The 23,087-nt window shown below is 67.9% G+C and carries 20 protein-coding genes and 1 tRNA gene; 14 read left to right on the top strand and 7 right to left on the bottom strand.

The window, feature by feature from the left end; translation table 11 throughout:
* Nucleotides 1-9: 9 nt before the first annotated feature.
* The 11 genes from JTE92_RS26650 to hutG all read left to right on the top strand — a co-directional run bounded on the left by JTE92_RS26650 (nucleotide 10) and on the right by hutG (nucleotide 12,467).
* A complete protein-coding gene (locus JTE92_RS26650) occupies nucleotides 10-1,014 on the top strand; it encodes an NAD-dependent epimerase/dehydratase family protein (RefSeq protein WP_063240174.1) in 1,005 nt (334 codons plus the stop codon).
* 379 nt (nucleotides 1,015-1,393) lie between these two features.
* Entirely contained in the window at nucleotides 1,394-2,329 is a 936-nt protein-coding gene (locus JTE92_RS26645) for an ABC transporter substrate-binding protein (protein WP_371136934.1), read from the top strand.
* A gap of 27 nt (nucleotides 2,330-2,356) precedes the next feature.
* Complete coding sequence (locus JTE92_RS26640; protein WP_063240173.1) at nucleotides 2,357-3,223, top strand: ABC transporter permease; 867 nt, start codon at nucleotides 2,357-2,359, stop codon at nucleotides 3,221-3,223.
* Nucleotides 3,220-3,999: an ABC transporter ATP-binding protein gene (locus JTE92_RS26635; protein WP_063240172.1), complete on the top strand. Its 780-nt coding sequence runs from the start codon at nucleotides 3,220-3,222 to the stop codon at nucleotides 3,997-3,999. The genes JTE92_RS26640 and JTE92_RS26635 overlap by 4 nt, the downstream gene beginning before the upstream one ends.
* 6 nt (nucleotides 4,000-4,005) lie before the next feature.
* Entirely contained in the window at nucleotides 4,006-4,764 is a 759-nt protein-coding gene (hutC, locus tag JTE92_RS26630) for a histidine utilization transcriptional repressor HutC (RefSeq protein WP_029046008.1), read from the top strand.
* Nucleotides 4,765-4,839: 75 nt separating this feature from the next.
* On the top strand, nucleotides 4,840-6,414 hold the full coding sequence (gene hutH / locus JTE92_RS26625) for a histidine ammonia-lyase (protein WP_063240171.1): 1,575 nt from the start codon (nucleotides 4,840-4,842) through the stop codon (nucleotides 6,412-6,414).
* Between the two features lie 208 nt (nucleotides 6,415-6,622).
* Complete coding sequence (gene hutU, locus JTE92_RS26620; RefSeq protein ID WP_063240170.1) at nucleotides 6,623-8,323, top strand: urocanate hydratase; 1,701 nt, start codon at nucleotides 6,623-6,625, stop codon at nucleotides 8,321-8,323.
* Nucleotides 8,320-8,925: a HutD/Ves family protein gene (locus JTE92_RS26615; RefSeq protein WP_063240169.1), complete on the top strand. Its 606-nt coding sequence runs from the start codon at nucleotides 8,320-8,322 to the stop codon at nucleotides 8,923-8,925. Before hutU ends, JTE92_RS26615 begins: the two co-directional genes overlap by 4 nt.
* The gene (hutI, locus tag JTE92_RS26610) at nucleotides 8,922-10,196 is read left to right on the top strand and encodes an imidazolonepropionase (protein ID WP_063240168.1); all 1,275 of its coding nucleotides are present in this window, start codon (nucleotides 8,922-8,924) and stop codon (nucleotides 10,194-10,196) included. Before JTE92_RS26615 ends, hutI begins: the two co-directional genes overlap by 4 nt.
* On the top strand, nucleotides 10,193-11,599 hold the full coding sequence (locus JTE92_RS26605; RefSeq protein WP_063240167.1) for a formimidoylglutamate deiminase: 1,407 nt from the start codon (nucleotides 10,193-10,195) through the stop codon (nucleotides 11,597-11,599). The genes hutI and JTE92_RS26605 overlap by 4 nt, the downstream gene beginning before the upstream one ends.
* A 52-nt stretch (nucleotides 11,600-11,651) precedes the next feature.
* Entirely contained in the window at nucleotides 11,652-12,467 is an 816-nt protein-coding gene (hutG, locus tag JTE92_RS26600) for an N-formylglutamate deformylase (protein WP_063240166.1), read from the top strand.
* A gap of 60 nt (nucleotides 12,468-12,527) precedes the next feature.
* Here hutG and JTE92_RS26595 read toward each other — a convergent pair whose 3' ends face one another.
* The 4 genes from JTE92_RS26595 to loiP form a co-directional block, all read right to left on the bottom strand.
* Entirely contained in the window at nucleotides 12,528-14,153 is a 1,626-nt protein-coding gene (locus tag JTE92_RS26595) for a bifunctional aspartate transaminase/aspartate 4-decarboxylase (RefSeq protein WP_063240165.1), read from the bottom strand.
* A gap of 89 nt (nucleotides 14,154-14,242) precedes the next feature.
* Nucleotides 14,243-15,928, bottom strand: a complete 1,686-nt coding sequence (gene aspT / locus JTE92_RS26590; protein WP_063240164.1) for an aspartate-alanine antiporter — start codon at nucleotides 15,926-15,928, stop codon at nucleotides 14,243-14,245.
* A gap of 99 nt (nucleotides 15,929-16,027) precedes the next feature.
* On the bottom strand, nucleotides 16,028-17,713 hold the full coding sequence (gene aspT / locus JTE92_RS26585) for an aspartate-alanine antiporter (protein ID WP_063240253.1): 1,686 nt from the start codon (nucleotides 17,711-17,713) through the stop codon (nucleotides 16,028-16,030).
* Nucleotides 17,714-18,054: 341 nt separating this feature from the next.
* Nucleotides 18,055-18,798, bottom strand: a complete 744-nt coding sequence (gene loiP / locus JTE92_RS26580; protein WP_063240163.1) for a metalloprotease LoiP — start codon at nucleotides 18,796-18,798, stop codon at nucleotides 18,055-18,057.
* A 211-nt stretch (nucleotides 18,799-19,009) separates the two neighbouring features.
* Between loiP and JTE92_RS26575 the strand changes: the two genes are divergently transcribed.
* Nucleotides 19,010-19,282 (top strand): BrnT family toxin, encoded by a 273-nt coding sequence (locus JTE92_RS26575; RefSeq protein ID WP_084254686.1) that lies wholly within the window; start codon nucleotides 19,010-19,012, stop codon nucleotides 19,280-19,282.
* Nucleotides 19,242-19,526, top strand: a complete 285-nt coding sequence (locus JTE92_RS26570; protein ID WP_063240162.1) for a BrnA antitoxin family protein — start codon at nucleotides 19,242-19,244, stop codon at nucleotides 19,524-19,526. The genes JTE92_RS26575 and JTE92_RS26570 overlap by 41 nt, the downstream gene beginning before the upstream one ends.
* 53 nt (nucleotides 19,527-19,579) lie before the next feature.
* Here JTE92_RS26570 and JTE92_RS26565 read toward each other — a convergent pair.
* Nucleotides 19,580-19,664 (bottom strand) — tRNA-Leu (locus JTE92_RS26565).
* A 198-nt stretch (nucleotides 19,665-19,862) separates the two neighbouring features.
* Between JTE92_RS26565 and JTE92_RS26560 the strand changes: the two genes are divergently transcribed.
* Entirely contained in the window at nucleotides 19,863-20,789 is a 927-nt protein-coding gene (locus JTE92_RS26560) for an alpha/beta hydrolase (protein WP_063240252.1), read from the top strand.
* Between the two features lie 8 nt (nucleotides 20,790-20,797).
* Here the strand turns inward: JTE92_RS26560 and JTE92_RS26555 are convergent, their stop codons facing one another.
* Both JTE92_RS26555 and JTE92_RS26550 read right to left on the bottom strand, forming a co-directional pair.
* Complete coding sequence (locus JTE92_RS26555; protein WP_063240161.1) at nucleotides 20,798-21,682, bottom strand: NAD(P)-dependent oxidoreductase; 885 nt, start codon at nucleotides 21,680-21,682, stop codon at nucleotides 20,798-20,800.
* A 41-nt stretch (nucleotides 21,683-21,723) separates the two neighbouring features.
* A complete protein-coding gene (locus tag JTE92_RS26550; RefSeq protein WP_063240160.1) occupies nucleotides 21,724-22,893 on the bottom strand; it encodes an ABC transporter substrate-binding protein in 1,170 nt (389 codons plus the stop codon).
* Between the last annotated feature and the right edge of the window lie 194 nt (nucleotides 22,894-23,087).

Below are 23,087 nucleotides of genomic sequence, written 5' to 3'. Positions count from 1 at the left end.
AATCGGTCTATGAGCCAAATTCAGTCGATGCTGCAGCCCTCGCGCCTCCCGCTCCTGCCGGCTTTACCAGTTTTGCCGGTCCCCAGCCGCCGGCTGGGTCGTCCGCGCCTGTTGATCGTCGGGTGCGGGGATGTGGGGACGCGCTGCCTGCGAATCCTGTCGTCGCGCATGCGCGTGTTTGCCGTCACGTCGCAGCCGGCGCGCCGCGCCGAACTGCGCGGCGCCGGCGCGGTGCCGCTGGTGGCCGACCTGGACCGGCCGGTGACGCTGGCGCGGCTGCGAGGGCTGGCCACGCAGGTGCTGGACCTGGCGCCGCCGCCCGCTCAGGGCGAGGGCGATCCGCGTACGCGTGCCTTGCTCGCCGCCTTGCGCCGCAAGGCCTGGCGGCAGGGCGGCACGCCTGGCGGCGAGCCCGCCATTCTACCCGACCGGGGCCTTCGCCGCCCTGCGTTTGTCTACGCCAGCACCTCGGGGGTCTACGGCGACCGGCAGGGCGCGCGGGTGTCGGAATTCCATGCCGTGCGTCCGCAGACGGCGCGCGCGCGCCGCCGCGTGGCCGCCGAGGGCGCCGTGCGCGCCTTTGGCCGCGCTGCCGGCTGGCGCACCAGCATCGTGCGCATCCCGGGCATCTATGCCGCCGAGCGGCTGCCGGTGGCCCGGCTCAAGCGCGGTACGCCCGCACTGGTGCCGCAGGACGACGTCTATACCAGCCATATCCACGCCGACGACCTCGCCCGCATCATGGTCGCCGCGCTGTTCCGTGGCCGCCCGCAGCGAGTGGTCCATGCCAGCGACGATACCGAGCTGCGCATGGCCGACTACTTCGACCTGGTGGCCGACCGCCGCGGCCTGCCGCGCCCGCCGCGCATCACGCGCGGCCAGGCGCGCGAAGTGATCGATCAGACGCTGTTGAGCTTCATGAGCGAGTCGCGCCGGCTCGACAACCGCCGCCTGAAGCGCGAACTGCGGCTGCGGCTGCGTTTTCCCACGGTCGCCTCCTTTTTCGAAGCCTGACCGCGACGCCTGATCGCGCCTGCGGTCGCACCCCGGGCCCTGGCGCGGGGTTTGCTTATCCTGGCGTCACTTCGATCCTGTCTATACAGCAACACTTTCGATGCGCCAACGCGGTGCTTCCTGCACCCGAGGCAAGCCGAGGCACCGTTGTAGTGGTTGATACATCCGCGCCGCAGCGCCGATTCCTGCCGGATGTGATGTCTGCTCCCTCGGTGGAAGCCCTACATTGACTTGTATATACAGGCATTGTTTAATGCCCGAAAACGAGCGCGCCGCAAGCATGGCCCGCCGTCGACGGACACACCAAAGGAGCGAACCGATGAGGATGGAAAGCCGCATGCAGGGCAGGATTCAAGGCAGGATTCGTGGCCGCAAGGCAATGCAGGCCGCGCTGTTTGCCGCGGCAGTCACCATGGCAGGCGCCGGCCACGCGCAGACCACCAAGGTCACGCTCGGCATGAGCGGCTGGACCGGCTTCGCGCCGCTGACGCTGGCCGACAAGGCCGGCATCTTCAAGAAGAACGGCGTCGACGTCGACATCAAGATGATCCCGCAGAAGGACCGCCACCTGGCGCTGGCCGCCGGCGCGATCCAGTGCGCCGCCACTACCGTCGAGACTCATGTCGCCTGGAACGCCAACGGCGTGCCGATCACCCAGATCGTGCAGCTCGACAAGTCCTACGGCGCCGACGGCCTGGCCGTGCGCGGCGACGTCAAGACCTTCGCCGACCTGAAGGGCAAGACCATCGGCGTCGATGCGCCGGGCACCGCACCGTACTTCGGCCTGGCCTGGATGCTGAAGAAAAACGGCATGTCGCTCAAGGACGTCAAGACCACGACGCTGTCGCCGCAGGCGGCGGCACAGGCCTTCGTGGCCGGCCAGAACGACGGCGCCATGACCTACGAGCCCTACCTGTCCACCGTCCGGCAGAACCCGGACAAGGGCAAGATCCTGGCTACCACGCTCGACTACCCGATGGTGACCGACACGCTGGGCTGCGCGCCCAAGTGGCTGAAGGACAACCCCAAGGCGGCACAGGCGCTGGTCGACAGCTACTTCGAGGCGCTGGAGATGATCCAGAAGGAGCCGGCGAAGGCCAACGACATCATGGGCGCCGCGGTCAAGCAGTCCGGCGAGCAGTTCGCCAAGTCGGCCGCCTACCTGCGCTGGCAGGATCGCGAGGCCAACAAGAAGTTCTTTGCCGGCGAACTCGCCAGCTTCAGCAAGGAAGCGGCGGGCGTGCTGATGGACATCGGCGTGATCCGCCAGGTGCCCGACGTGACGGCGTTGTATGACGCGCGTTTCCTCAAGTAACCAGCCGTTCCCAGGAGGCGTGACGTCATGACGCAAGCCCGAATTGGTTCTCCCGCCCCGGCCGCGCCGGTAGCTGCCGCCTCCGCGGCGGCGCCCGCGCGCCGGCGCCACCCGTGGCTGGCACCGTTGGTGCCGGTTTCTCCCAACACGCGCTGGATGCTCGGCCTGTCGTTCTTCGTGCTGTTCTTCGGCCTGTGGGCCGTGGTGACGCTGGGCGGCTTCGTGTCGCGCACGTTCCTGGCCGATCCGATGACGATGGCCAGGGAAGGCGTGCTGCTGTTCACCGAGCACAACTTCATCGGCGACATCGGCATGACGGTGTGGCGCGTGGTCGGCGGCTTCGTGCTGGCCGCGGTGATCGCCGTGCCGCTGGGCATCTTCATGGGTTCGTACAAGGCGGCCGAGGCGTTCTTCGAGCCCTTTGTCTCGTTCTGCCGCTACCTGCCCGCGTCCGCCTTCATCCCGCTGCTGATCCTGTGGGCCGGCATCGGCGAGACCCAGAAGCTGCTGGTGATCTTCATCGGCTCGTTCTTCCAGATCGTGCTGATGGTGGCGGTGGCGGTCGGCGGCGCGCGCAAGGACCTGGTCGAGGCGGCCTACACGCTGGGTGCCAACAGCGCCGGCATCGTGCGCCGGGTGCTGATCCCGGGCGCTGCGCCGGAAATCGCCGAGATCCTGCGCCTGGTGCTGGGCTGGGCCTGGACCTACGTGATCGTGGCCGAGCTGATCGGCTCGTCGTCGGGCATCGGCCACATGATCACCGACAGCCAGGCGCTGCTCAATACCGGGCAGATCATCTTCGGCATCATCGTGATCGGCTGCATCGGGCTGGTCTCCGACCTTGTCTTCAAGCGCGCCAACCAGCGCCTGTTCCCGTGGAGTTCGATCCAATGAGCGCACTGTCCATCCAGCAGGTCTCGCGTACCTTCTCCAACCCGCGCGGCGGGCAGACGCTGGCGCTGCAGCCGGTCGATTTCGAAGTGCGCGACAACGACTTCGTCACCATCCTGGGTCCATCGGGCTGCGGCAAGTCAACGCTGCTGCGCATCGTGGCCGGGCTGGATACGCCTTCCACCGGCCGCGTGCTGCTCGACGGCCAGCCGGTCTCCGACCCGGGCGCCGACCGCGGCATGGTGTTCCAGTCGTACACGCTGTTCCCGTGGCTGACGATCGAGCAGAACGTGCGCTTCGGCCTGCGCGAGCGCGGCATGAGCGCGGCCGAGCAGAAGGAGCGCAGCGACTTCTTTATCCAGCGCGTCGGGCTGCGCGGATTCGAGCACCATTACCCGAAGCAGCTGTCGGGCGGCATGCAGCAGCGCACCGCGATCGCGCGGGCGCTGGCCAACGATCCCAAGATCCTGCTGCTCGACGAACCGTTCGGCGCGCTCGACAACCAGACCCGCGTGCTGATGCAGGAGTTATTGCTCGGCATATGGGAAGCGTCGCGCAAGACGGTATTATTCGTGACCCACGATATCGACGAGGCCATTTTCATGGCCAACCGGGTGGCGGTGTTTTCCGCCAGGCCGGGTCGGATCAAGAGCGATATCGCGGTCGATTTCCCGCATCCGCGCCATTACACGATCAAGACCTCTCCGGAGTTTTCCGCGCTCAAGGCGCGGCTGACCGAGGAAATCCGCGCCGAGGCCATTGCCGCGGCCGAGCACTGAAACGCCATGAACCACGCCGTCGGCTCCGCCACCCCAGCTTCCTCTCCCACCGCGCTCTACCAGCAGGTGAAGGAGTACATCGCCCGCCAGATCCAGAGCGGCGCGTGGCAGCCGGGCGACCGGGTGCCGTCGGAGCAGGAACTGGTGAACCGCTTCGGCGTCTCGCGCATGACCGTCAACCGGGCCCTGCGCGAGCTGTCGGAGCAGGGGCGGGTGGTGCGCGTCGCCGGCGTCGGCACCTTCGTCGCCGAGCACAAGCCGCAGTCGACGCTGCTGTCGGTGGTCAACCTGCAGGACGAGATCCGCATGCGCGGGCATGACTATGCCTGCGACGTGATCCTGGTCGAGCGGGTCTCGGCGTCGATCGAGGTGGCGGCCGCGCTGGAACTGCATACTGGCGAGTCGGTGTTCCATTCGGTGTGCGTGCATCGCGAGGACGGCGTGCCGGTGCAGCTGGAAGACCGCTATGTGAACCCGCGCGTGGCGCCGGACTTCATCGGCCAGGACTTCAGCGCGACCCAGCCCGGCGAATACCTGTTGCGCCACGTGCCCTACGATCAGGTGGAGCACGTGGTCGATGCCATTGCCGCCACGCCGGAGCAGGCCGCGCAACTGGAAATGCCGCCAACGCAACCTTGCCTGATGCTGACCCGCCGCACCTGGACCAACGGCGTGCCTGTGACCTTTGTTCGTTGCCTGCATCCGGGCAACCGCTACCGCCTCGGCAGCCGCTTCCGCGCCGACGGCAATCCCGCTTTCGGCTGATCCGCGCGTTACCAGCCGCATGGATCAGCCTCTGGTTCAATTTTTATCCTAAGCTGTATAGACAGGAACATACAAATGACTGCGAGCCAACACGACCAAGCCTCCCGCCCGCTGCTGACCTTGCAGCCGGGCCAAGTCACCCTGGCCGACCTGCGCCGCATCTACCGCGGCGAAGTGCGCGTGGCCATGGCCGATTCCGCCTGGCCCGGCGTGCGCGCCGCGCAGGCCACCGTGCAGGACATCATCGACGCCGACGCCGTGGTATACGGCATCAATACCGGCTTCGGCAAGCTGGCGCAGACGCGCATCCCCAACGACAAGCTGGCGCAGCTGCAGCGCAACCTGGTGCTGTCGCACAGCGTCGGCACCGGCCCGGACTTGGCCGAGGACACGGTGCGACTGATCCTGGCCACCAAGGCGGTCAGCCTGGCGCGCGGCCATTCCGGCGTGCGTCCGGAGCTGATCGAGGCATTGCTGGCGCTGGTCAACCACGGCGTGACGCCGTGCATTCCCGCCAAGGGTTCGGTCGGTGCCTCGGGCGACCTGGCGCCGCTGGCGCATATGTCGTGCACGCTGATCGGCGTGGGCGACGTGCTGGTCGATGGCAAGCGCGTGCCGGCTGCCGAGGGCCTGGCGCATGCCGGCCTGAAGGCGTTCGAGCTTGGCCCGAAGGAAGGCCTGGCGCTGCTCAATGGCACGCAGGTGTCGACCGCGCTGGCGCTGGCCGGCCTGTTCGCCGCCGAGGACATCTTCGCCGCCGGGCTGGTGGCGGGCGCCCTGTCGCTGGAAGCGATCAAGGGCTCGGTCAAGCCGTTCGATGCCCGCATCCATGAAGCCCGCGGCCAGGCCGGCCAGATCGCCGTGGCCGGCGCCGTGCGCGCGATGCTGGACGGCAGCGAGATCGTCGATTCACACAAGGCCTGCGGCCGCGTGCAGGACCCGTACTCGATCCGCTGCCAGCCGCAGGTGATGGGCGCTTGCCTGGACAACCTGCAGCACGCTGCGCGCATCCTGCGGATCGAAGCCAACGCGGCCTCGGACAACCCGCTGGTGTTTTCGGAGCAGGGCGACGTGATCTCCGGCGGCAACTTCCATGCCGAGCCGGTGGCCTTTGCCGCCGACATCATCGCGCTGGCGATCGCCGAGATCGGCGCGATCTCCGAGCGCCGGCTGGCGCTGCTGCTCGACACCGGCCTGTCGGGCCTGCCGCCGTTCCTGGTGCGCGATGGCGGTTTGAATTCGGGCTTCATGATTGCGCAGGTGACCGCGGCCGCGCTGGCTTCCGAGAACAAGTCGCTGGCGCATCCGTCCAGCGTGGACAGCCTGCCGACCTCGGCCAACCAGGAAGACCATGTGTCGATGGCCACCTACGGCGCGCGCCGGCTGGGCGATATGGCGGCCAACACCGCGGTGGTGGTCGGCATCGAGGCGATGGCCGCGGCACAGGGCATCGAGTTCCACCGGCCGCTGAAGTCGTCGCCGCTGGTGGAGCAGGAACTGGCCCGCATCCGTGCGCGGGTGGATTTTGTGGAGGGCGATCGTTATCTGGCGCCGGATATCGAAGCGATGAAGCAGTGGGTGGTGCAGGGGGACGCGGGGGCGGGGTGGCCCGCTGCGGTGAGGGAAATTCTGCCGACTAACGCAAGTTGATGCGCCGGCCCTCACCCCCGCCCCTCTCCCGCAAGCGGGAGAGGGGAGACCCCAGACAGTGTTGGAGAGGCCAGTGGTTTGCTCCCCTCTCCCGCGCGCGGGAGAGGGGCCGGGGGTGAGGGCGAGCGTATCCGAAAGCCGACGACGTACCAAAGCCTTGACACCAATCTGATCGCGCCACAAGCGCCATCCAAAGGAGAACAATCCCATGAACGCTCCCGAATCCCAATCCCTCCAGCGCGGCCAGCGCGAAATCCGCGCGCCGCGCGGCACCCAGCTGCACTGCAAGAACTGGCTGATCGAAGCCGCCTACCGCATGATCCAGAACAACCTGGACCCCGACGTGGCCGAGCGCCCGCAGGACCTGGTGGTGTACGGAGGCATCGGCAAGGCCGCGCGCAACTGGGAATGCTTCGACGCCATCCTCGACAGCCTGCGCCGCCTGGGCGAGGACGAGTCGCTGCTGGTGCAGTCGGGCAAGCCGGTCGGCGTGTTCCGCACGCACGCGGACGCGCCGCGCGTGCTGATCGCCAACTCGAACCTGGTGCCGCACTGGGCCACCTGGGACAAGTTCAATGAACTGGACCGCGCCGGCCTGATGATGTACGGCCAGATGACCGCGGGCTCCTGGATCTACATCGGCACGCAGGGCATCGTGCAGGGCACGTACGAGACCTTTGTCGAAGCCGGCCGCCAGCACTACGACGGCGACCTGTCGGGCAAATGGATCCTGACCGCCGGCCTCGGCGGCATGGGCGGCGCGCAGCCGCTGGCCGGCGTGCTCGCGGGTGCCTGCGTGCTGGCGATCGAGTGCCAGGAATCGCGCATCGACTTCCGCATCCGCACGCGCTATCTCGACAAGAAGGCCACCACGCTGGACGAGGCGCTGGCGATGATCGCCGAGGCCACGGCCAAGAAGGAAGCGATCTCGGTCGGCCTGCTCGGCAACGCCGCCGACATCGTGCCGGAGCTCGCCAAGCGCGCGCAGGCCGGCGGCATGCGTCCGCATATCGTTACCGACCAGACCTCGGCGCACGACCTGGTCAACGGCTACCTGCCGCAAGGCTGGACGGTCGAGCAGTGGGAAGACGCACGCAAGCGCGATCCCAAGTCGGTCGAAGCCGCCGCGCGTCCTTCAATCGTCAAGCACGTGCAAGCCATGCTCGACTTCCAGAAGCTGGGCGTGCCGACGGTGGACTACGGCAACAACATCCGCCAGGTCGCGTTCGATGAGGGCGTGCACAATGCCTTCGATTTCCCGGGCTTCGTGCCGGCCTATATCCGCCCGCTGTTCTGCCGCGGCAAGGGCCCGTTCCGCTGGGTCGCGCTGTCGGGCGATCCCGAGGATATCTACAAGACCGACGCCAAGATGAAGGAGCTGTTCCCCGAGGACAAGCACCTGCACCGCTGGCTCGACATGGCGCACGACCGCATCGCCTTCCAGGGCCTGCCGGCGCGCATCTGCTGGGTGGGCCTGGACGAGCGCCACCGCGCCGGCCTGGCCTTCAACGAGATGGTGAAGTCCGGCGAGCTGAAGGCGCCGGTGGTGATCGGCCGCGACCATCTGGATTGCGGCTCGGTGGCGTCGCCCAACCGCGAGACCGAAGCGATGCGCGACGGTTCCGACGCCGTGTCCGACTGGCCGCTGCTGAACGCGCTGCTCAATACCGCCGGCGGCGCCACCTGGGTCAGCCTGCATCACGGCGGCGGCGTGGGCATGGGCTTCTCGCAACACTCCGGCGTGGTGATTGTCTGCGATGGCACCGATGCAGCAGCTAAACGCATCGAGCGCGTGCTGTGGAACGATCCGGCCACCGGCGTGATGCGCCATGCCGATGCGGGCTATGACATCGCCATCGAATGCGCGCATGAGAAGGGCCTGAACCTGCCGATGGTGAAGGGCGTATGAGGACTTTCACGCTCGCGGGCATCGACCCGACGCGCTGGAAGAACGGCGGCGGCAACACGCGCGAGATCGCGGTGTGGCCGCCGGGTGCCGGCATGGATGACTTCGTGTGGCGGCTGAGCGTGGCCGATATCGAAGCCGATGGCCCGTTCTCCGCTTTCCCCGGCATCGATCGGCAGATCGTGCTGCTCGACGGCGCCGGCGTGATGCTGCGCGCCGACGACGGCAGCTTCAGCCACCGGCTGGTCCAGCCGGGCGCACCGTTTGCCTTCTCGGGCGACATCGGCCTGCAGGCCGCGCTGCTCGATGGCGCCACGCGCGACTTCAACGTGATGACACGACGTGGCCGCTGCCGCGCGCGCGTCGACGCCTTCCGCCAGGGGTTTGCCGTCGGCACCGGTGCCGATACTGTTTGCCTGCTTGCCGTGTCCGGCACCTGGCTGGCGCAGGACGCGCAGCCGGCCGTAGCGCTGGACGCGGGGCAGGGCGTGCTGTATCCCGCCGGCGAACCCGCTGGCCGGCAAGTCTTCGCGCCAGGCGCCGATGATGCGGCCGATGAAGCGCTGTGTCTGTGTGTCACGCTGGAAATGGAGTCCGACCAATGACGCTGCCTTCCGTACCTGGCACCGCCAGTGCAGCCAATGCCGCCAGCGCCGACGGTGTCTGGCACAACTGCCACCTGTTGCCCGACGCCGACCCGGCGCGCGCCATCCGCGATGCCGCGCTCGTGGTCGAGCACGGCCGCATTGCCTGGCTTGGCGCCGCGGCAGAATTGCCACAGGTTCACCGCGACCTGCCGCGCCGCGACGCCCACGGCGCCTGGATCACGCCGGGACTGGTCGATTGCCACACGCACCTGGTCTACGGCGGCCAGCGCGCCGACGAGTTCGCGATGCGGCTGGCCGGTGCCGGCTATGAAGAAATCGCGCGCGCCGGCGGCGGCATCGTCTCGACCGTGCGCGCCACCCGCGCCGCCGACGAAGACACGCTGTTCGCGCAGGCCGCCGCGCGCCTGCAACCGCTGCTCGCCGAAGGCGTGACTGCCATCGAGATCAAGTCCGGCTATGGACTCAGCCTGGAAGCCGAGCGCAAGCAGTTGCGCGTGGCGCGCCGTCTCGGCGAGCAGTTCGGCGTCGCGGTGCGCACCACCTTCCTCGGCGCGCACGCGCTGCCGCCCGAGTACGCGGGCCGCGCCGATGACTACATCGACCTGGTGTGCGGCACCATGCTGCCGGCGCTGGCCGAAGAAGGGCTGGTCGACGCCGTCGATGCCTTCTGCGAATCGATCGGTTTCTCGATCGCGCAGACCGAACGCGTCTTCGACGCCGCCGCGCGCCATGGCCTGCGCGTCAAGCTGCACGCCGAGCAGCTCAGCAACCTCGGCGGCGCGGCGCTGGCCGCGCGCCATCGCGCGCTGTCGGCGGACCACCTCGAACATCTCGACGAGGCCGGCGTGGCCGCAATGGCGGAAGCCGGCACGGTCGCGGTGCTGCTGCCCGGCGCCTACTATTTCCTGCGCGACACCAACCTGCCGCCGATCGCGCTGCTGCGCCAGTACGGCGTGCCGATGGCGATCTCGACCGACCACAACCCCGGCACGTCGCCGGTGACGTCGCTGCTGCTGATGATGAATATGGCCTGCACGCTGTTCCGCCTGACGGTGCCCGAAGCGCTGGCGGGGGTGACCCTGCATGCGGCGCGTGCGCTGGGCGCATCGGATCGTCACGGCAAGCTGGAAGCGGGGCGCGGGGCCGACTTCGTGCTCTGGCGCGTCGATTCGCCGGCGGAGCTAGCGTACTGGTTCGGCCGCAACCCCGCCGCGACGGTCGTGCGTCAAGGGCGCGTATATCCGACGCAAGCGGAGGGACAGCCATGAGCGCATCGCAGTTGTTCGCAGACTGGGCCCTGCTGCCCGAAGGCTGGGCGCGCGATGTGCTGCTCGCCTGGGACGACCAGGGCCGCCTGACCACCGTGCAGGCCGGTGCCGCCGCAAGTGCCGACGTGCCGCACGCCGCGGGCCCGGTGCTGCCGGGCATGCCCAACCTGCATTCGCACGCATTCCAGCGCGGCTTTGCCGGGCTGACCGAATACCGCAGCCGCCCGCATGGCGACAACCCGGCCGGCGCCGATTCGTTCTGGAGCTGGCGCACGCTGATGTACCGTTTCGCGCAGCGGATCTCGCCCGACACGCTGGAAGCCATCGCCACGCAGCTCTACATCGAGATGCTGCGCGCGGGCTACACCAGCGTGTGCGAGTTCCACTACGTCCACCACGATGCCAACGGCAAGCCCTACGCCGATGCCGCCGAGATGTCGCTGCGGCTGCTGCGCGCGGCGCAGCGCACCGGCATCGGCATGACCCTGCTGCCGGTGCTGTACCAGACCGCCGGCTTCGGCGGCAAGCCGCCGCTGGCCGAGCAGCGCCGCTTCTTGCACGACACCGACGCCATGCTGCGGCTGCTGGAGCGGCTGTCGCCCGCGTGCGCGCAGGCCGGCGCGCGTCTCGGCCTGGCGCCGCATTCGCTGCGCGCGGTGCCCGAAGACAGCCTGCTGCATGCGCTGGCGGGGCTGAAGGCGATCGACGCGCGGGCGCCGGTCCATATCCACATCGCCGAGCAGCAGCGCGAAGTGGACGACTGCATCGCCTGGTCCGGCACGCGCCCGGTGACATGGCTGTTCGATCATGTCGACGTCGACGCGCGCTGGTGCCTGGTGCACGCCACGCACATGGACTGGGACGAGCGCCGGCGCCTCGCGCACAGCGGCGCCGTGGCCGGCATCTGCGCGACCACCGAAGCGAACCTCGGCGACGGCGTGTTCGAGGCGGCGCCGTACCTCGCGCAGCACGGCGCGTGGGGCATCGGCTCGGACAGCCATGCCAGCGTCAGCGTGGCCGAGGAACTGCGCCTGTTCGAGTACGGCCAGCGGCTCGGCCTGCAGCAGCGCAACGTGCTGGCCTCGGATACCCACCTGCAGGTGGCCGACCGCCTCTATCTCGAAGCCGTGGCAGGCGGCGCACGCGCCAGCGGCCGCGCCGCGGCCGGGCTGGCGCCTGGCCAGCAGGCGGACTTCGTGGTGCTGGACGGCGCGCACCCGACGCTGGCCGGCCTCGACGGCGCGCAGGCGCTGGCCACCCATGTGTTCGCCAACCACGGTCATGAGACACTAGCGGAGGTCCGCACCGCCGGCCGCAGCCGCGTGCAGCATGGCGCGCATGCGCTGCAGGCCGAAGCGGCCCGGCAGTTCATCGCCGCGCGTGCCAGCCTGCTGGCTGATTAGGCCCGGCCAATACGCGAAAAATTCGGACACCGCCCAACGCATTGCACAGAACATGTCCTTCTCCACCGATATCCCCGCCTTCACCCTGCATCGCGGCACGCGCCCGCTGCTGGTATCGATGCCGCACGTCGGCACGCACGTGCCGGCTGCGGTCGCGCAGCGCCTGACTGCCGAGGCGCGCACCGTGCCCGATACCGACTGGCACCTGGAACGCCTCTACGGCTTTGCCCGCGAACTCGGCGCGTCGGTGCTGGTTGCCACGCATTCCCGCTACGTGGTCGACCTGAACCGCCCGCCCGACAATGCCAACCTGTATCCCGGCCAGGACACCACCGGCCTGTGCCCGGTCGATACCTTCGACAAGACGGCGCTGTACGCCGATGGCAGCAACGGTCCCGACGACGCGGAAATCGCCGCGCGCCGCGAAGCGATCTGGCGTCCCTACCATGAGGCGCTGGCTGCAGAGCTGGCGCGCCTGAAGGCCGCGCACGGCACCGTGGCGCTGTGGGATGCGCATTCGATCCGCTCGGTGTTGCCGCGCTTCTTCGAAGGCAGGCTGCCGGATTTCAACCTCGGCACGGCCAATGGCGAGAGCTGCGACGCGGGGCTGGCGAACCAGCTGCTCGAGCAGGCCAGCGCGGTGCCCGGCCATACCGCGGTGCTGAACGGGCGCTTCAAGGGCGGCTATATCACGCGCCAGTACGGCAAGCCGCAGGATGGGGTGCATGCGGTGCAGCTCGAGCTGTCGCAATGTGCGTATATGAGCGAGACGTATCCGTTCGCCTATGACGAGGCGCGCGCGGCGGGGTTGCAGCCGGCGCTGCAAGGCATGCTGGCCACGCTGCTCGCCTTCGTCGAATCGCGGTAAGGCGCAACGCCCAAAAAAGGCCCGGCATCATGCCGGGCCTCAGCGCACGCCAACGAAGGCTTACTTCTTCACGACGTTCTTGTTCGCCTTGCTCCCCGTCGCAGCGTTGTACTTCTCCACATACTCCTCGAACAGCTTGCGGATCGCGCGGCCGATCTTGGCGTAGTCCGCTTCATTGAGGTTGGCCAGCGACACCCGTCCAGACGGATGCCGCGTACCGAAGCCGCGGCCCGGCAGCAACACCACGCCAGCCTCGTCGGCCAGCTCGAACAGCAGCTCGTTGGGCTCGACCGCCTCCATCACCCATTTGACGAATTCCGGCCCGATCGCCTTGCCGCCGAGCTGTTCGATATCGAGCAGCGTGTAGTAGTCGACCGCGTTCGGGTCGTCGCTCTCCGGCGCAATGCCGATCTCACGGTACAGCGCGGCCTTGCGGCTGCGGATCAGCCGCTTCATCGCGTTCTTGTAGTTGTCCGGCGTATCCATCAGCGAGAACAGCGAGAACAGCACCATCTGCACCTGCTGCGGCGTCGACAGGCCGGCTGTGTGGTTCAGCGCCACGGTGCGGCTGTCGGCGACCAGGCGATCGATGAACTTGAGCTTCTCCGGCTCGGTGGTGATCGAGCTGTAACGCTTGTGCAGCTGCTGGCGCTGCGCGTCGGGCAGCTTGCCGATCTGCTGGTCGAAGATATTGTCGCGGTGCGTGGCGATCACGCCCAGGCGCCAGCCGGTCGCGCCGAAGTACTTGGAGAAGGAATACACCAGGATGGTGTTCCTCGGGCACATCGCGAACAGCGAGACAAAGTTGTCGGCAAAGGTGCCGTAGACATCATCGGTCAGGATGATCAGGTCGGGGCGCTCTTCGATGATCGAGGCCAGGTATTCCAGGCTCTCGTCGCTCATGCGCACCGATGGCGGGTTGCTCGGGTTGACCAGGAAGAAGGCCTTGACCTTGGGGTCGCGCAGCTTGTCCAGTTCCTTCTTCGAGTATTGCCAGCGCGATTCGGGGTCGGCGTCGACGGACAGCTCTACCAGCTGGTAGTCGTTCAGCTCGGGGATCTCGATATACGGCGTGAAGATCGGCATGCCCAGCGCGATGGTGTCGCCGGCCTTGAGCAGGTGGTTCTCGCGGATGGTGTTGAACAGGTACGTCATCGCCGCGGTGCCGCCTTCGACCGCGAACAGATCGAACTCGCCGATGAACGGATGGTCGCCGATCATCTCCTTGCGGATGTACTGGCCGACGATGGTCTCGGACAGCTTCAGCATGCGGTCCGGCACCGGATAGTTGCAGGCGAGGATGCCCTCGCACATCTCGTAGAGGAAGTCGCCGGCGTTCAGGCCGAGCTGGTCGCGCACGTACGACACCGCGCCGGCCAGGAATTTCACGCCCGGGGTGTCGGCAAATTCGCGCGCGAACAGGTCGAAGCGCTCCTCGATGCCATCGCGGCGCGGAAAGCCGCCCACGCCTTCGGGCATGTACGAGAACGAACGCTCCGATTCACGCATGGCGAACAGGCCAAGCTGCCAGAAGCCATGGCGCGGCACGGTGGCGAGGAAGTTGGGATTGCCGCGGCCGGCGTTGAGCATCAGGCGTTCGGCGTCGCTGCTGGCAAGCTTGATCAGCTCGTCCTTCAGCTCGAACGGGGACAGGCTGGCCAGCTTGGAGATATCGGGTTTGCTCATGTCTTGCTCCTGTGTAGACGCTTGTCGGATTGCGTTGGCGGGTTGGGATGTCAGGTGGCGGCCCGCGCAGCGTGAAAAGCAGGGAAGGGCTATACGAGGCCCACCACCAGCGGCCCCAGCAGGGTCAGCAGCACGTTGGCGAGGGCGTAGGTGATGGCGAAGGGAACGGTCGGCACCGGGCTTTCGGCCTTGTCGAGGATGCCGCCGAAGGCCGGGTTGGCACTGCGCGACCCGGCCAGCGCGCCGGCCAGCAGCGCGGCGTTGTCATACCTGAGCACGTAGCGGCCGAACAGCATCGTCAGGAACAGCGGCAGCAGTGTCACCACCGCGCCCAGGATGAAGATGGTCAGCCCGCTCTGGCGCAGCGTCGACACGGCCTGCAAGCCTGAGTTGATGCCGACGATGGCGACGAACGCGGCCAGCCCGAAGTCCTTCAGCAACTGGCACGCCGCGGTCGGCATGGCGCCGAACATCTTGTGCTTGGACCGCGCCCAGCCGAACACCAGGCCCGACAGCAGCGCGCCGCCGCCCGCGCCCAGCGTCAGCGGGATCGAGCCGATGCGCCAGACCAGCAGGCCGATCAGCAGGCCCACCAGCACGCCGGCGCCGAAGTAGACGAAGTCCGTCTTCTCGCTGGGCACCAGCTCGTAGCCGGCCATCTCGGCCGCGCGCCTGGTGTCGGCGGGGGTGCCATACAGCGTGAGGATGTCGCCATGCTGCAGCTTCAGTTCGGGCAGCAGCGGCAGCGGGTGGTCATAGCGCTCGATGCGCTCGATATAGACGCCGTGGCGCATGTCGCGCCCGACCATGTCGACGATCTCGGCCACGGTCTTGTTGTTCATGCCCTTGGCGGTGAACACCACGTTGCGCGACTGCATGACCGCGCCCATGCCGTCGGCGTCGGCCACTTCTGCCCCGATCAGCGCGGCCGCCGGCACGATCGCATCGCGGCGGCCGACCAGTAGTACCAAGTCGTCGTGCTGCAGCACGAGGTCCTGCGTGACTTCAATCTGCTTGCCGCCGCGCTGCACCTTTTCCACGGTGACCAGGTCCTCGCCGCCGATCTCCAGTTGCGAGACGGTCTTGCCGGAGGCATCGTTCACGCGGTACAGCCGGCCCACCAGGCGCGGCAGCGCGCCGCGCTGGCCCGGGCCGAACTGCGGCAGGCCGCCGTGCAGCTGCGCCTCGACCTTCTTGGCGTCGGTCTTCAGGTCCGACTTCATGAAGCGCGGCAGGATGTTCACGCAGACGATGATCGCGCCGAGCGAGCCGAACACGTAGGTCACGGCATAGCCGATCGCCACGTTGGCCTGCAGCGTCTTGACCTGGTCGGGCGGCAGGCCCAGCTTGGTGATGGCGTCGCCCGCCGTGCCGATGATCGCCGACTGCGTCATGCCGCCGGCGGCCAGCCCCGCGGCCAGGCCCTTGTCGAGATGGAACAGCTTGGCCAGCACCACCACCGTGACCAGGCCGCACGCCGCCATGAAGACCGCCATCGCGATCTCGCGCAGCGAGCTGCGGTTCAGCGAGTTGAAGAACTGCGGGCCGCTCTCGTAGCCGACCGCATAGATAAAGACTGCGAACATCACGGCCTTGACGCCGTTGTCGATTTCGACGCCGACTTGACTGATCACCACCGCGGCGAGCAGCGAGCCGGCCACGCCGCCGAGCTGGAAGCGCCCGAAGGTAATCTTGCCGATGGCGTAGCCGACCGCCAAAGAGAGGAAGAGCGCCGACTCGGGCGACTTCTGGAAGATGTCATGCAGCCATTCCATCGAAGGCTCCTGAAGCGAGTGATGCGGGTTGGTAGAGGCGTTGCATCGTCTTGGGGGGATGGTGATCGGTCAGCGGGGTGCGCGCTGGCATCGGTCCGGCTAGCGCGCCAGCGCGCCGGCCATTGCCACCGCGATGGGGCCGAGCAGCGGCAGCAGCACGTTGGAAATGGCATAGGTGATGGTGTAGCCGATCACCGGCGTGCCGTTGCCGGCGGCGTTGGTGAGCGCCATGATGGTCGGCGTGCTGCAATGCTGGCCGGCGACCGCGCCGAGCAGGATCGGGGTTTCCAGCCTGAGCCACCAGTGGCCGAGCGCCAGCGAGATCGCAGCGGGCACCACCGAGACCAGGACGCCGGCCACCGGCAGGATCAATCCGTATTCGCGCACGAGCTTGACCGCGTCCGGCCCTGCGGACAGGCCCACCGCCGCAATGAACGTGGCCAGCCCGAAATCCTTGAGGATCTCCGCCGCCGGCGACGGCAGCGAGCCCACCACCGGTGCGCGTGCGCGCAGCCAGCCGAAGATCAGTCCCGATACCAGGCAGCCGCCGCCGGTGCCCAGGGTCAGGTCGGCCTGGCCCACCTTCACGCTGAGCGCGCCGAGCAGCATGCCCAGCAGCACGCCGATGCCGAGGAACACAAAGTCGGTCTTGACCGTCGGCGTGACCGGGTAGCCCAGCTCCGGCACCACGCGCTGCACGGCTTCCTGTGGCCCGCTCAGCGTCAGCACGTCGCCCCGGCGCAGCACGGTGCCGGCAAGCGGTGGAATGCGATGCGCCATGCGCGTGATGCGCTGGATGTAGACGCCGCGCGCCAGCCCGACGTCGGCCACCTGGCGCAGCCGCGCCAGCGACAGGCCGGCGACTTCCTTGCGGGTGAGCAGCACGTCCTGCTCGGCCTGCACGGCATCCATGCCGGGTTCGTCGGGCAGCTCGGTGCCGACGTTGCGCGCGAAGTCGACCATCGCGTCGCGCCGGCCCACGGCGAGGATCACGTCGCCGTCGCGCAGGATTTCGGCCGGCGCCGGCCGGAAGGTGTCGCCGCCGCGGCGGATGCGGCGAATGGTGACGCCAAGCTGCACGGTCCGTTCGGCATCGATGACGGTCTTGCCCACGATCCGTTCGACGCGCAGCAGGCGGCCCACCAGCAGCGGCAGCGCGCTGTGCTGGCCGTCGCCCATGTCGTTTTCGCCGCCGAGCTTTTGCCACAGCTGCGCGGCGGATTCGCGCAGGTTCACGCGCAGCAGCCATGGCGCGAGCTGGCTGGTGAACAGCACGATCGACACCAGGCCAAACAGGTAGGTCACGCTGTACGCGGTGACGATATTGGTCTGCAGCACGCGCACCTGCTCGGCCGGGACGCCGAGCCGTGCGATCGCCTCGGAAGCGGTGCCGATGACCGCCGATTCAGTGGCGGCACCGGCCAGCAATCCTGCCGCCGTGCCCTGGTCCAGCCGCAGCAGCGGTACCGCGATGGCCAGCAGCGCCAGCAGCACGAATACTTCCACCAGCGACAGCAGGCCGATGCGCCATTCGCGCCCGACATTGGCAAAGAACTGCGGACCGCCGGTGAAGCCCAGCGCAAAGATGAACACGGCAAAGGCCACGTTCTTGACGTCGTTGTCGAGATGCGCGCCGGACTGCCCGATCACCAGCGCGGCGACCAGCGTCCCGCAGATGCCGCCAAGCTGGAACGGGCCGAAGCGAATCGCGCCGATCGCATGACCAACCGCGAGCGCAAGGAACAGTGCGATTTCTGGCTGCCCTGCGAGCAGGGCGGAGAGCATTTCCATGGCGCGGCGGCGTGTCCTCGGGGCGGGAAAGACAATGACTGCGATGCCACGCGGGCCGCCGCGCGGACACGGCGCCGGGGCCGCGGCCGCATCTGCAGCGCGCATTGGTATCTGCACCTGCATCGACCGGCAAATGCAGCGTGAGGCATTATCCCCGCCGGTTTCGGGCCGGCATATTGAAAGCTTTTGGGGCTGAATTAAACGCTGTCAACATTCCGCGCGCGGCGAATGCGCGCGGCATTGCGCATGACGTGTGCGATGTCTGGAGGGAGGTACGCGGGGAGCGGCCGCGTCCCCCGAACGGGGGGCGGCGGCCGCAAAAGAATGCGGTGCGCTCAGCGCCCGCCGGCGAGGCGATCTTCGATATGCTTGGCGCGCTCCAGTGAACCGGGGTGCGTGCTGAGCATGCTCGACTGCCCGCCGTCCAGCTGCGACATCTTGCGGAACGCCGACGCCAGCGCCTGCCGGTTGGCGCCGTTCTTGGTCAGCAGGTTGAAGGAGTAGTCGTCCGCAGCCGTCTCCTGGCGCTGCGAGAACTGCGCATTGACGAACGTCTCCGCCAGGTCCCCGATCTGCGACGACGACAGCGCGGTCAGCGACGCGATGCCGGTAGATCCCAGCAGGCCGCGCGCCGCGGCGGTGGTGTAGGCCACCTGCATCGCCGCCTTGGTGTGGCCCAGCGCCACATGGCCGATCTCGTGTCCGACCACGCCGCGCACCTCGTCGTCGCTGAGGAAGTCCATCAGCCCGCTGTACACGCGCACGCAGCCGTTGGCCATGGCCCACGCATTGATGTCCTTGGTCACGTAGACCTTGGCATTGAGCGGCAGCCCGGTATTGCCAAGGCCGCTCATCACGTTCGCGAGCCGTTTGGCATAGGTGCTGTCGGGCGGCGCGATGGTGTTCTTCTGGTCCATTTCCGCGCACGACTGGTCGGACAGCGTCTTGACGTTGGTGTCCGAGAGCGTGGCCGCGGTGAACAGGCTGCCGCCGGCCTGGGTCAGGTTTTCCACATTGGCACCGGCGCAGCCGGCCAGGAGGGTGGCGCAGGCCAGGGCGGGGAGGGTCAGTCGGCTCATGGTGGCTCCGGTTGACGGGTCGCAATGCCCATAGGATATGAAGCCAGGCGCATGGGCACCAGTGGGCGCTGTCCGACACCCCTTCAACCTTCAGCCGGAAGAAATCGAGGGTAGAAGCGGTGTGAGGTAGTTGGCCGGTGATGTAGAGCTAATTTCGTACGTACAAAAATACTGTTGCCTGCCCCTAATATTTGTAAGTACAATTAATACCGTGATCAATGAATTCGATCCCGCCAAGCGCGACAAGACCCTTGGCGAGCGCGGGCTCGATTCTGCTCGGGCCGCCGAAGTCTTCGCAGGCACCCATTTCACGGGCGAAGACACACGGGAACGCTATCCCGAGCCCCGCTATATCACTGTCGGAACGCTGGATGGCCGCATGGTCGTCATGGTATGGACGACGCGCGGCGAAGCGCGCCGCATCATCAGCATGAGGAAAGCCAATGAACGGGAACAAGCGCGATACCTCCACTACCTGGGTTGATCCCGATGACGCGCCGGAGCTGACGGACGAATTTTTCAAGCAGGCCGACTTGCTGAAGGGCGACAAGGTCGTCAAACGAGGGCGCGGCCGTCCGCGCGGTACCACGAAGACGGCCACCACTGTGCGTCTCGATGACGATGTCCTGGAAGCCCTGAAGGCGAGCGGGCCTCGTTGGCAAACTCGGCTCAACGTATTGGTGCGCGATTGGCTGAAGACGCACAAGCTCGACGAAATCGAGGTTTGAGCATGAGCCCGAGCCGCCCATCATGTGGACGGCTAATTGCTTTGGAGGAAATCTGGTGCCCGGGGTCGGACTCGAACCGACACGCCTTGCGGCGGGGGATTTTGAGTCCCCTGCGTCTACCTGTTTCACCACCCGGGCAGGTGTGACGGCATCGGAACCGATGCCGGGCTGAGCCGGCGATTATGCCGCAATTCGCCCCGACCGACAACCGGCCGCCGTGGCGATGGGAATGGTCCGGATAACTTGTGCATGGCGATTGCGGTTAGCATCGCCGTCACCGCGTGCATCACCGACGCCCGCGCGAAACCAGTCCCGACCCCGCACCCACCGACCGCCATGACCGACCAAGCCTCGCTGGCGAGCCTTGCCAGCCTGCCCTCGCAGGACCCCGTCTTCTACGACCGCGAATACAACAACCGCGCCAATGTGCCGGACAACCCGGCGCATATGGCGCGCTGGGGTGAATGGTCGGCGCAGGTGCGCGAGCGCGGTGGCTTTGTCGCGGACCTGGTCTATGCCGATGCGGGTTCGCGGCATCCGCAGGATGAGACGCTGGATTATTTCCCGGCGACGGCGCCGGCCGATGACGGCGCGGCGCCGCCGCTGCTGGTGTTCGTCCACGGCGGCTACTACCGCGCGCTGGACAAGCGCGACCACAGTTTCGTCGCCAGCGTGCTGCCGGCGCTGGGTGTGTCGGTGGCCGTGGTCAATTATTCGCTGGTGCCATCGGTGACGGTGCCCGACATCGTGCGGCAGGTGCTGCGCGGCGTGGCGTGGCTGTACCGGCAATCCGGCGAGCTGCGGCATGACCCGCAGCGGCTGTTCGCCGCCGGGCATTCCGTCGGCGGCCACCTGGTGGCGATGCTGATGGCGGCACGCTGGCCGCAACTGGCGCCAGACCTGCCCGCGGACCTGGTCAAGGGCGGGCTCTCGGTCAGCGGGCTGTACGACATGGAGCCGCTGCGCCGCGCCGCGTTCCTGCAATGCGACCTGCGGCTGTCGGAGGATGACGTGGCGCGCCTGTCGCCGGCGTACATGGCGCCGGCCACCGCCGCGCCGCTGTCGCTCGCGGTGGGCGAGCTGGAAGCGGCCGAATACCACCGCCAGCATGCGCTGATGCGGGCGGCGTGGCCCGCCAATGTCCGCAGTCCGGCGGCGAGCGATCTCGTGCTGCCGGGCTGTCATCACTTCAATGTGCTCGATGGCTTCGGCGAAGCCGACAGCCCGCTGGTGCGCGCCGTCCTGCGCCTGACAGGCGCCTGAGCAGGCCCTCAGCCCTCCAGCACGCGCAGCAGCGACGAGGTATCGTCCTTGCCCCAGCCGTTGGCCATCAGCGTGCGCAGCTGCGCCGAGGTGGCCTGCATCGCCGGCAGGTCCAGGCCGATTTCCTCGGCGATAGCGCGCGCCAGCCCGAAGTCCTTGTCGTGCAGCCGCGCCTCGATGCCGGCGGCGAAATTGCGCGACACCATCTTGGGCCCCATCAGGTCGAGCATGCGGCTGCCCGCCATGCCCGTCGACATGGCCTGCAGCACGCGGCCGGTATCGACGTGCTGCGCCGAGGCAAAGCGCATGGCTTCGGCGATGCCTTCGATATTGACCACCTGCGCGATCTGGTTGCACAGCTTGGCCACCTGGCCGGCGCCGTTGTCGCCGATATGCGTGATGGTCGTGCCCAGCAGCTCCAGCAGCGGCAGCACGCGTTCCAGCACCTCGAGCTTGCCGCCGACCATGATGGTCAGCTTGCCGGATGCGGCGGCGGTAGTGCCGCCCGAAACCGGGCAGTCGAGCGCCTCGAGGCCGCGCGCGGCCAGTGCCGTGGCGATCTCGCGCGTGACCACCGGCGAGATGGTGCTGTGGTCGACGCAGACCGTGCCGGGCGCCGCGCCGTGGACCGCGCCTTGCTCGCCCAGCAGCACTTCGCGCACGTCGTCGGACGAGGTTACGTTGGTGAAGACAACGCTGGCGCCGCGCGCGGCCTCGGCGGGCGTGAAGAACGGCTCCGCACCCATGGCGCGCGCGGCTTCGGCGGCCTCGGGGCGGCGCACGAAGGCGCGCACGGTGTGGCCGGCGGCCAGCAGGTGGCGGACCATGTGCGAGCCCATGGCGCCCAGGCCGATGAAGGCAACCGTGACGGAAGGGGTGGAAGTGGTGGTCATGCGATGCTTCCTTTCAGAATGCGGGATTCGGCGGGCGCTGGCTACTTGTCGCCCGCATAGGCGAACTTGCCGTTGCGGATCACCCCCATCACGCGCGAACGCTGGTCGAAGCCCTGGTGGTCCTTCGCGTTGAGGTTCAACACGCCGTTGGGGATGGTGAGATTGGTGGTCGATTCCAGTGCGTCGCGCATGGCGGCGCGGAATTCGCGCGTGCCGGGCTGGGCGCCGGTCTTGAGCGCGCGGCGCGCGGCGTCGTCCAGCAGCAGCCACGCGCCCCAGGCGTCGCCGGCGAACTGCGTCACGCTGTCGGCGCCGTACTTGCCCTCGTAGCGGTTGACGAAGTCCAGCGCGACCTTGCGTACGGGGTGGCTTTCGGGCAACTGGCGCGCGACCACCACCGGGCCGGTCGGGAACAGCGTGCCTTCCACGTCCTTGCCGCCCATGCGCAGGAATTCCCAGGTGGCGATGCCGTGGGTCTGGTAGACCTTGCCCTTGTAGCCGCGCTCGCCCAGCGTTTTCTGCGGCAGCACCGAGGGCGTGCCGGCGCCGGCGATCAGCACCGCGTCGGGGTTGGCCGCCATCAGCTTGAGCACCTGGCCGGTCACCGAGGTGTCGTTGCGCGAGAAACGCTCGTTGGCGACGACCTTGATCTTGCGCACTTCGGCCAGCCTGGAGAACTCGCGCCACCAGCTTTCGCCATAGGCATCGGCAAAGCCGATGAAGCCGACCGTCCTGATGCCGTGGTTGCTCATGTACTCCGTCAGCACGGTCGCCATGTGCGAGTCGTTCTGCGGCATCTTGAAGGCCCAGCGGCGCTTGGCGTCGGTCTGCGGCTCGACGATCGACGCCGACGCGGCCAGCGCCACCATCGGCGTCTCGCCCTCGGACACGGCGTCGAGCGCGGCCAGCGCGGTCGGGGTGATGTTGGGGCCGACGATCACGTCGACCTTTTCCTCGGAAATCAGCTTGCGCACGTTGCGCACCGCCGCGGCCGGGTCGGAACCGTCGTCCAGGATCACGTAGTGCGCCTTCTGGCCGCCCAGCGTCTGCGGCCACATCAGCACGGTGTTCTTGGAGGGGATGCCGATCGAGGCCGCCGGCCCGGTGGTGGACACGTCGATGCCGACGCGGATATCGGCCAGCGCGGCGGCGCTGGTGCAGAGCAGGGTGGCAAGCAGGGCGCTGGGCAGCAGGCGGGGCAACTTCGGCATCTTGTCTCCTCCGGTCTTGTTTGTGACGGGAAGGATAGCCGAACTTCAATGGGAGATGCACGGCGATTGCCTGGTGCCGACATGCCCTGAATGTCTGACATGTCGTCCCCGCGCAGGCGGGGACCCAGCGGCTTTAAAGACGCTGGATTCCCGCCTGCGCGGGAATGACGGGGCATTTCAGGTGCATCTGGCTT

It is taken from the genome of Cupriavidus oxalaticus (assembly GCF_016894385.1).
GTDB lineage: Bacteria > Pseudomonadota > Gammaproteobacteria > Burkholderiales > Burkholderiaceae > Cupriavidus > Cupriavidus oxalaticus.
This window is presented reverse-complemented; position numbering and strand designations above follow the sequence as displayed.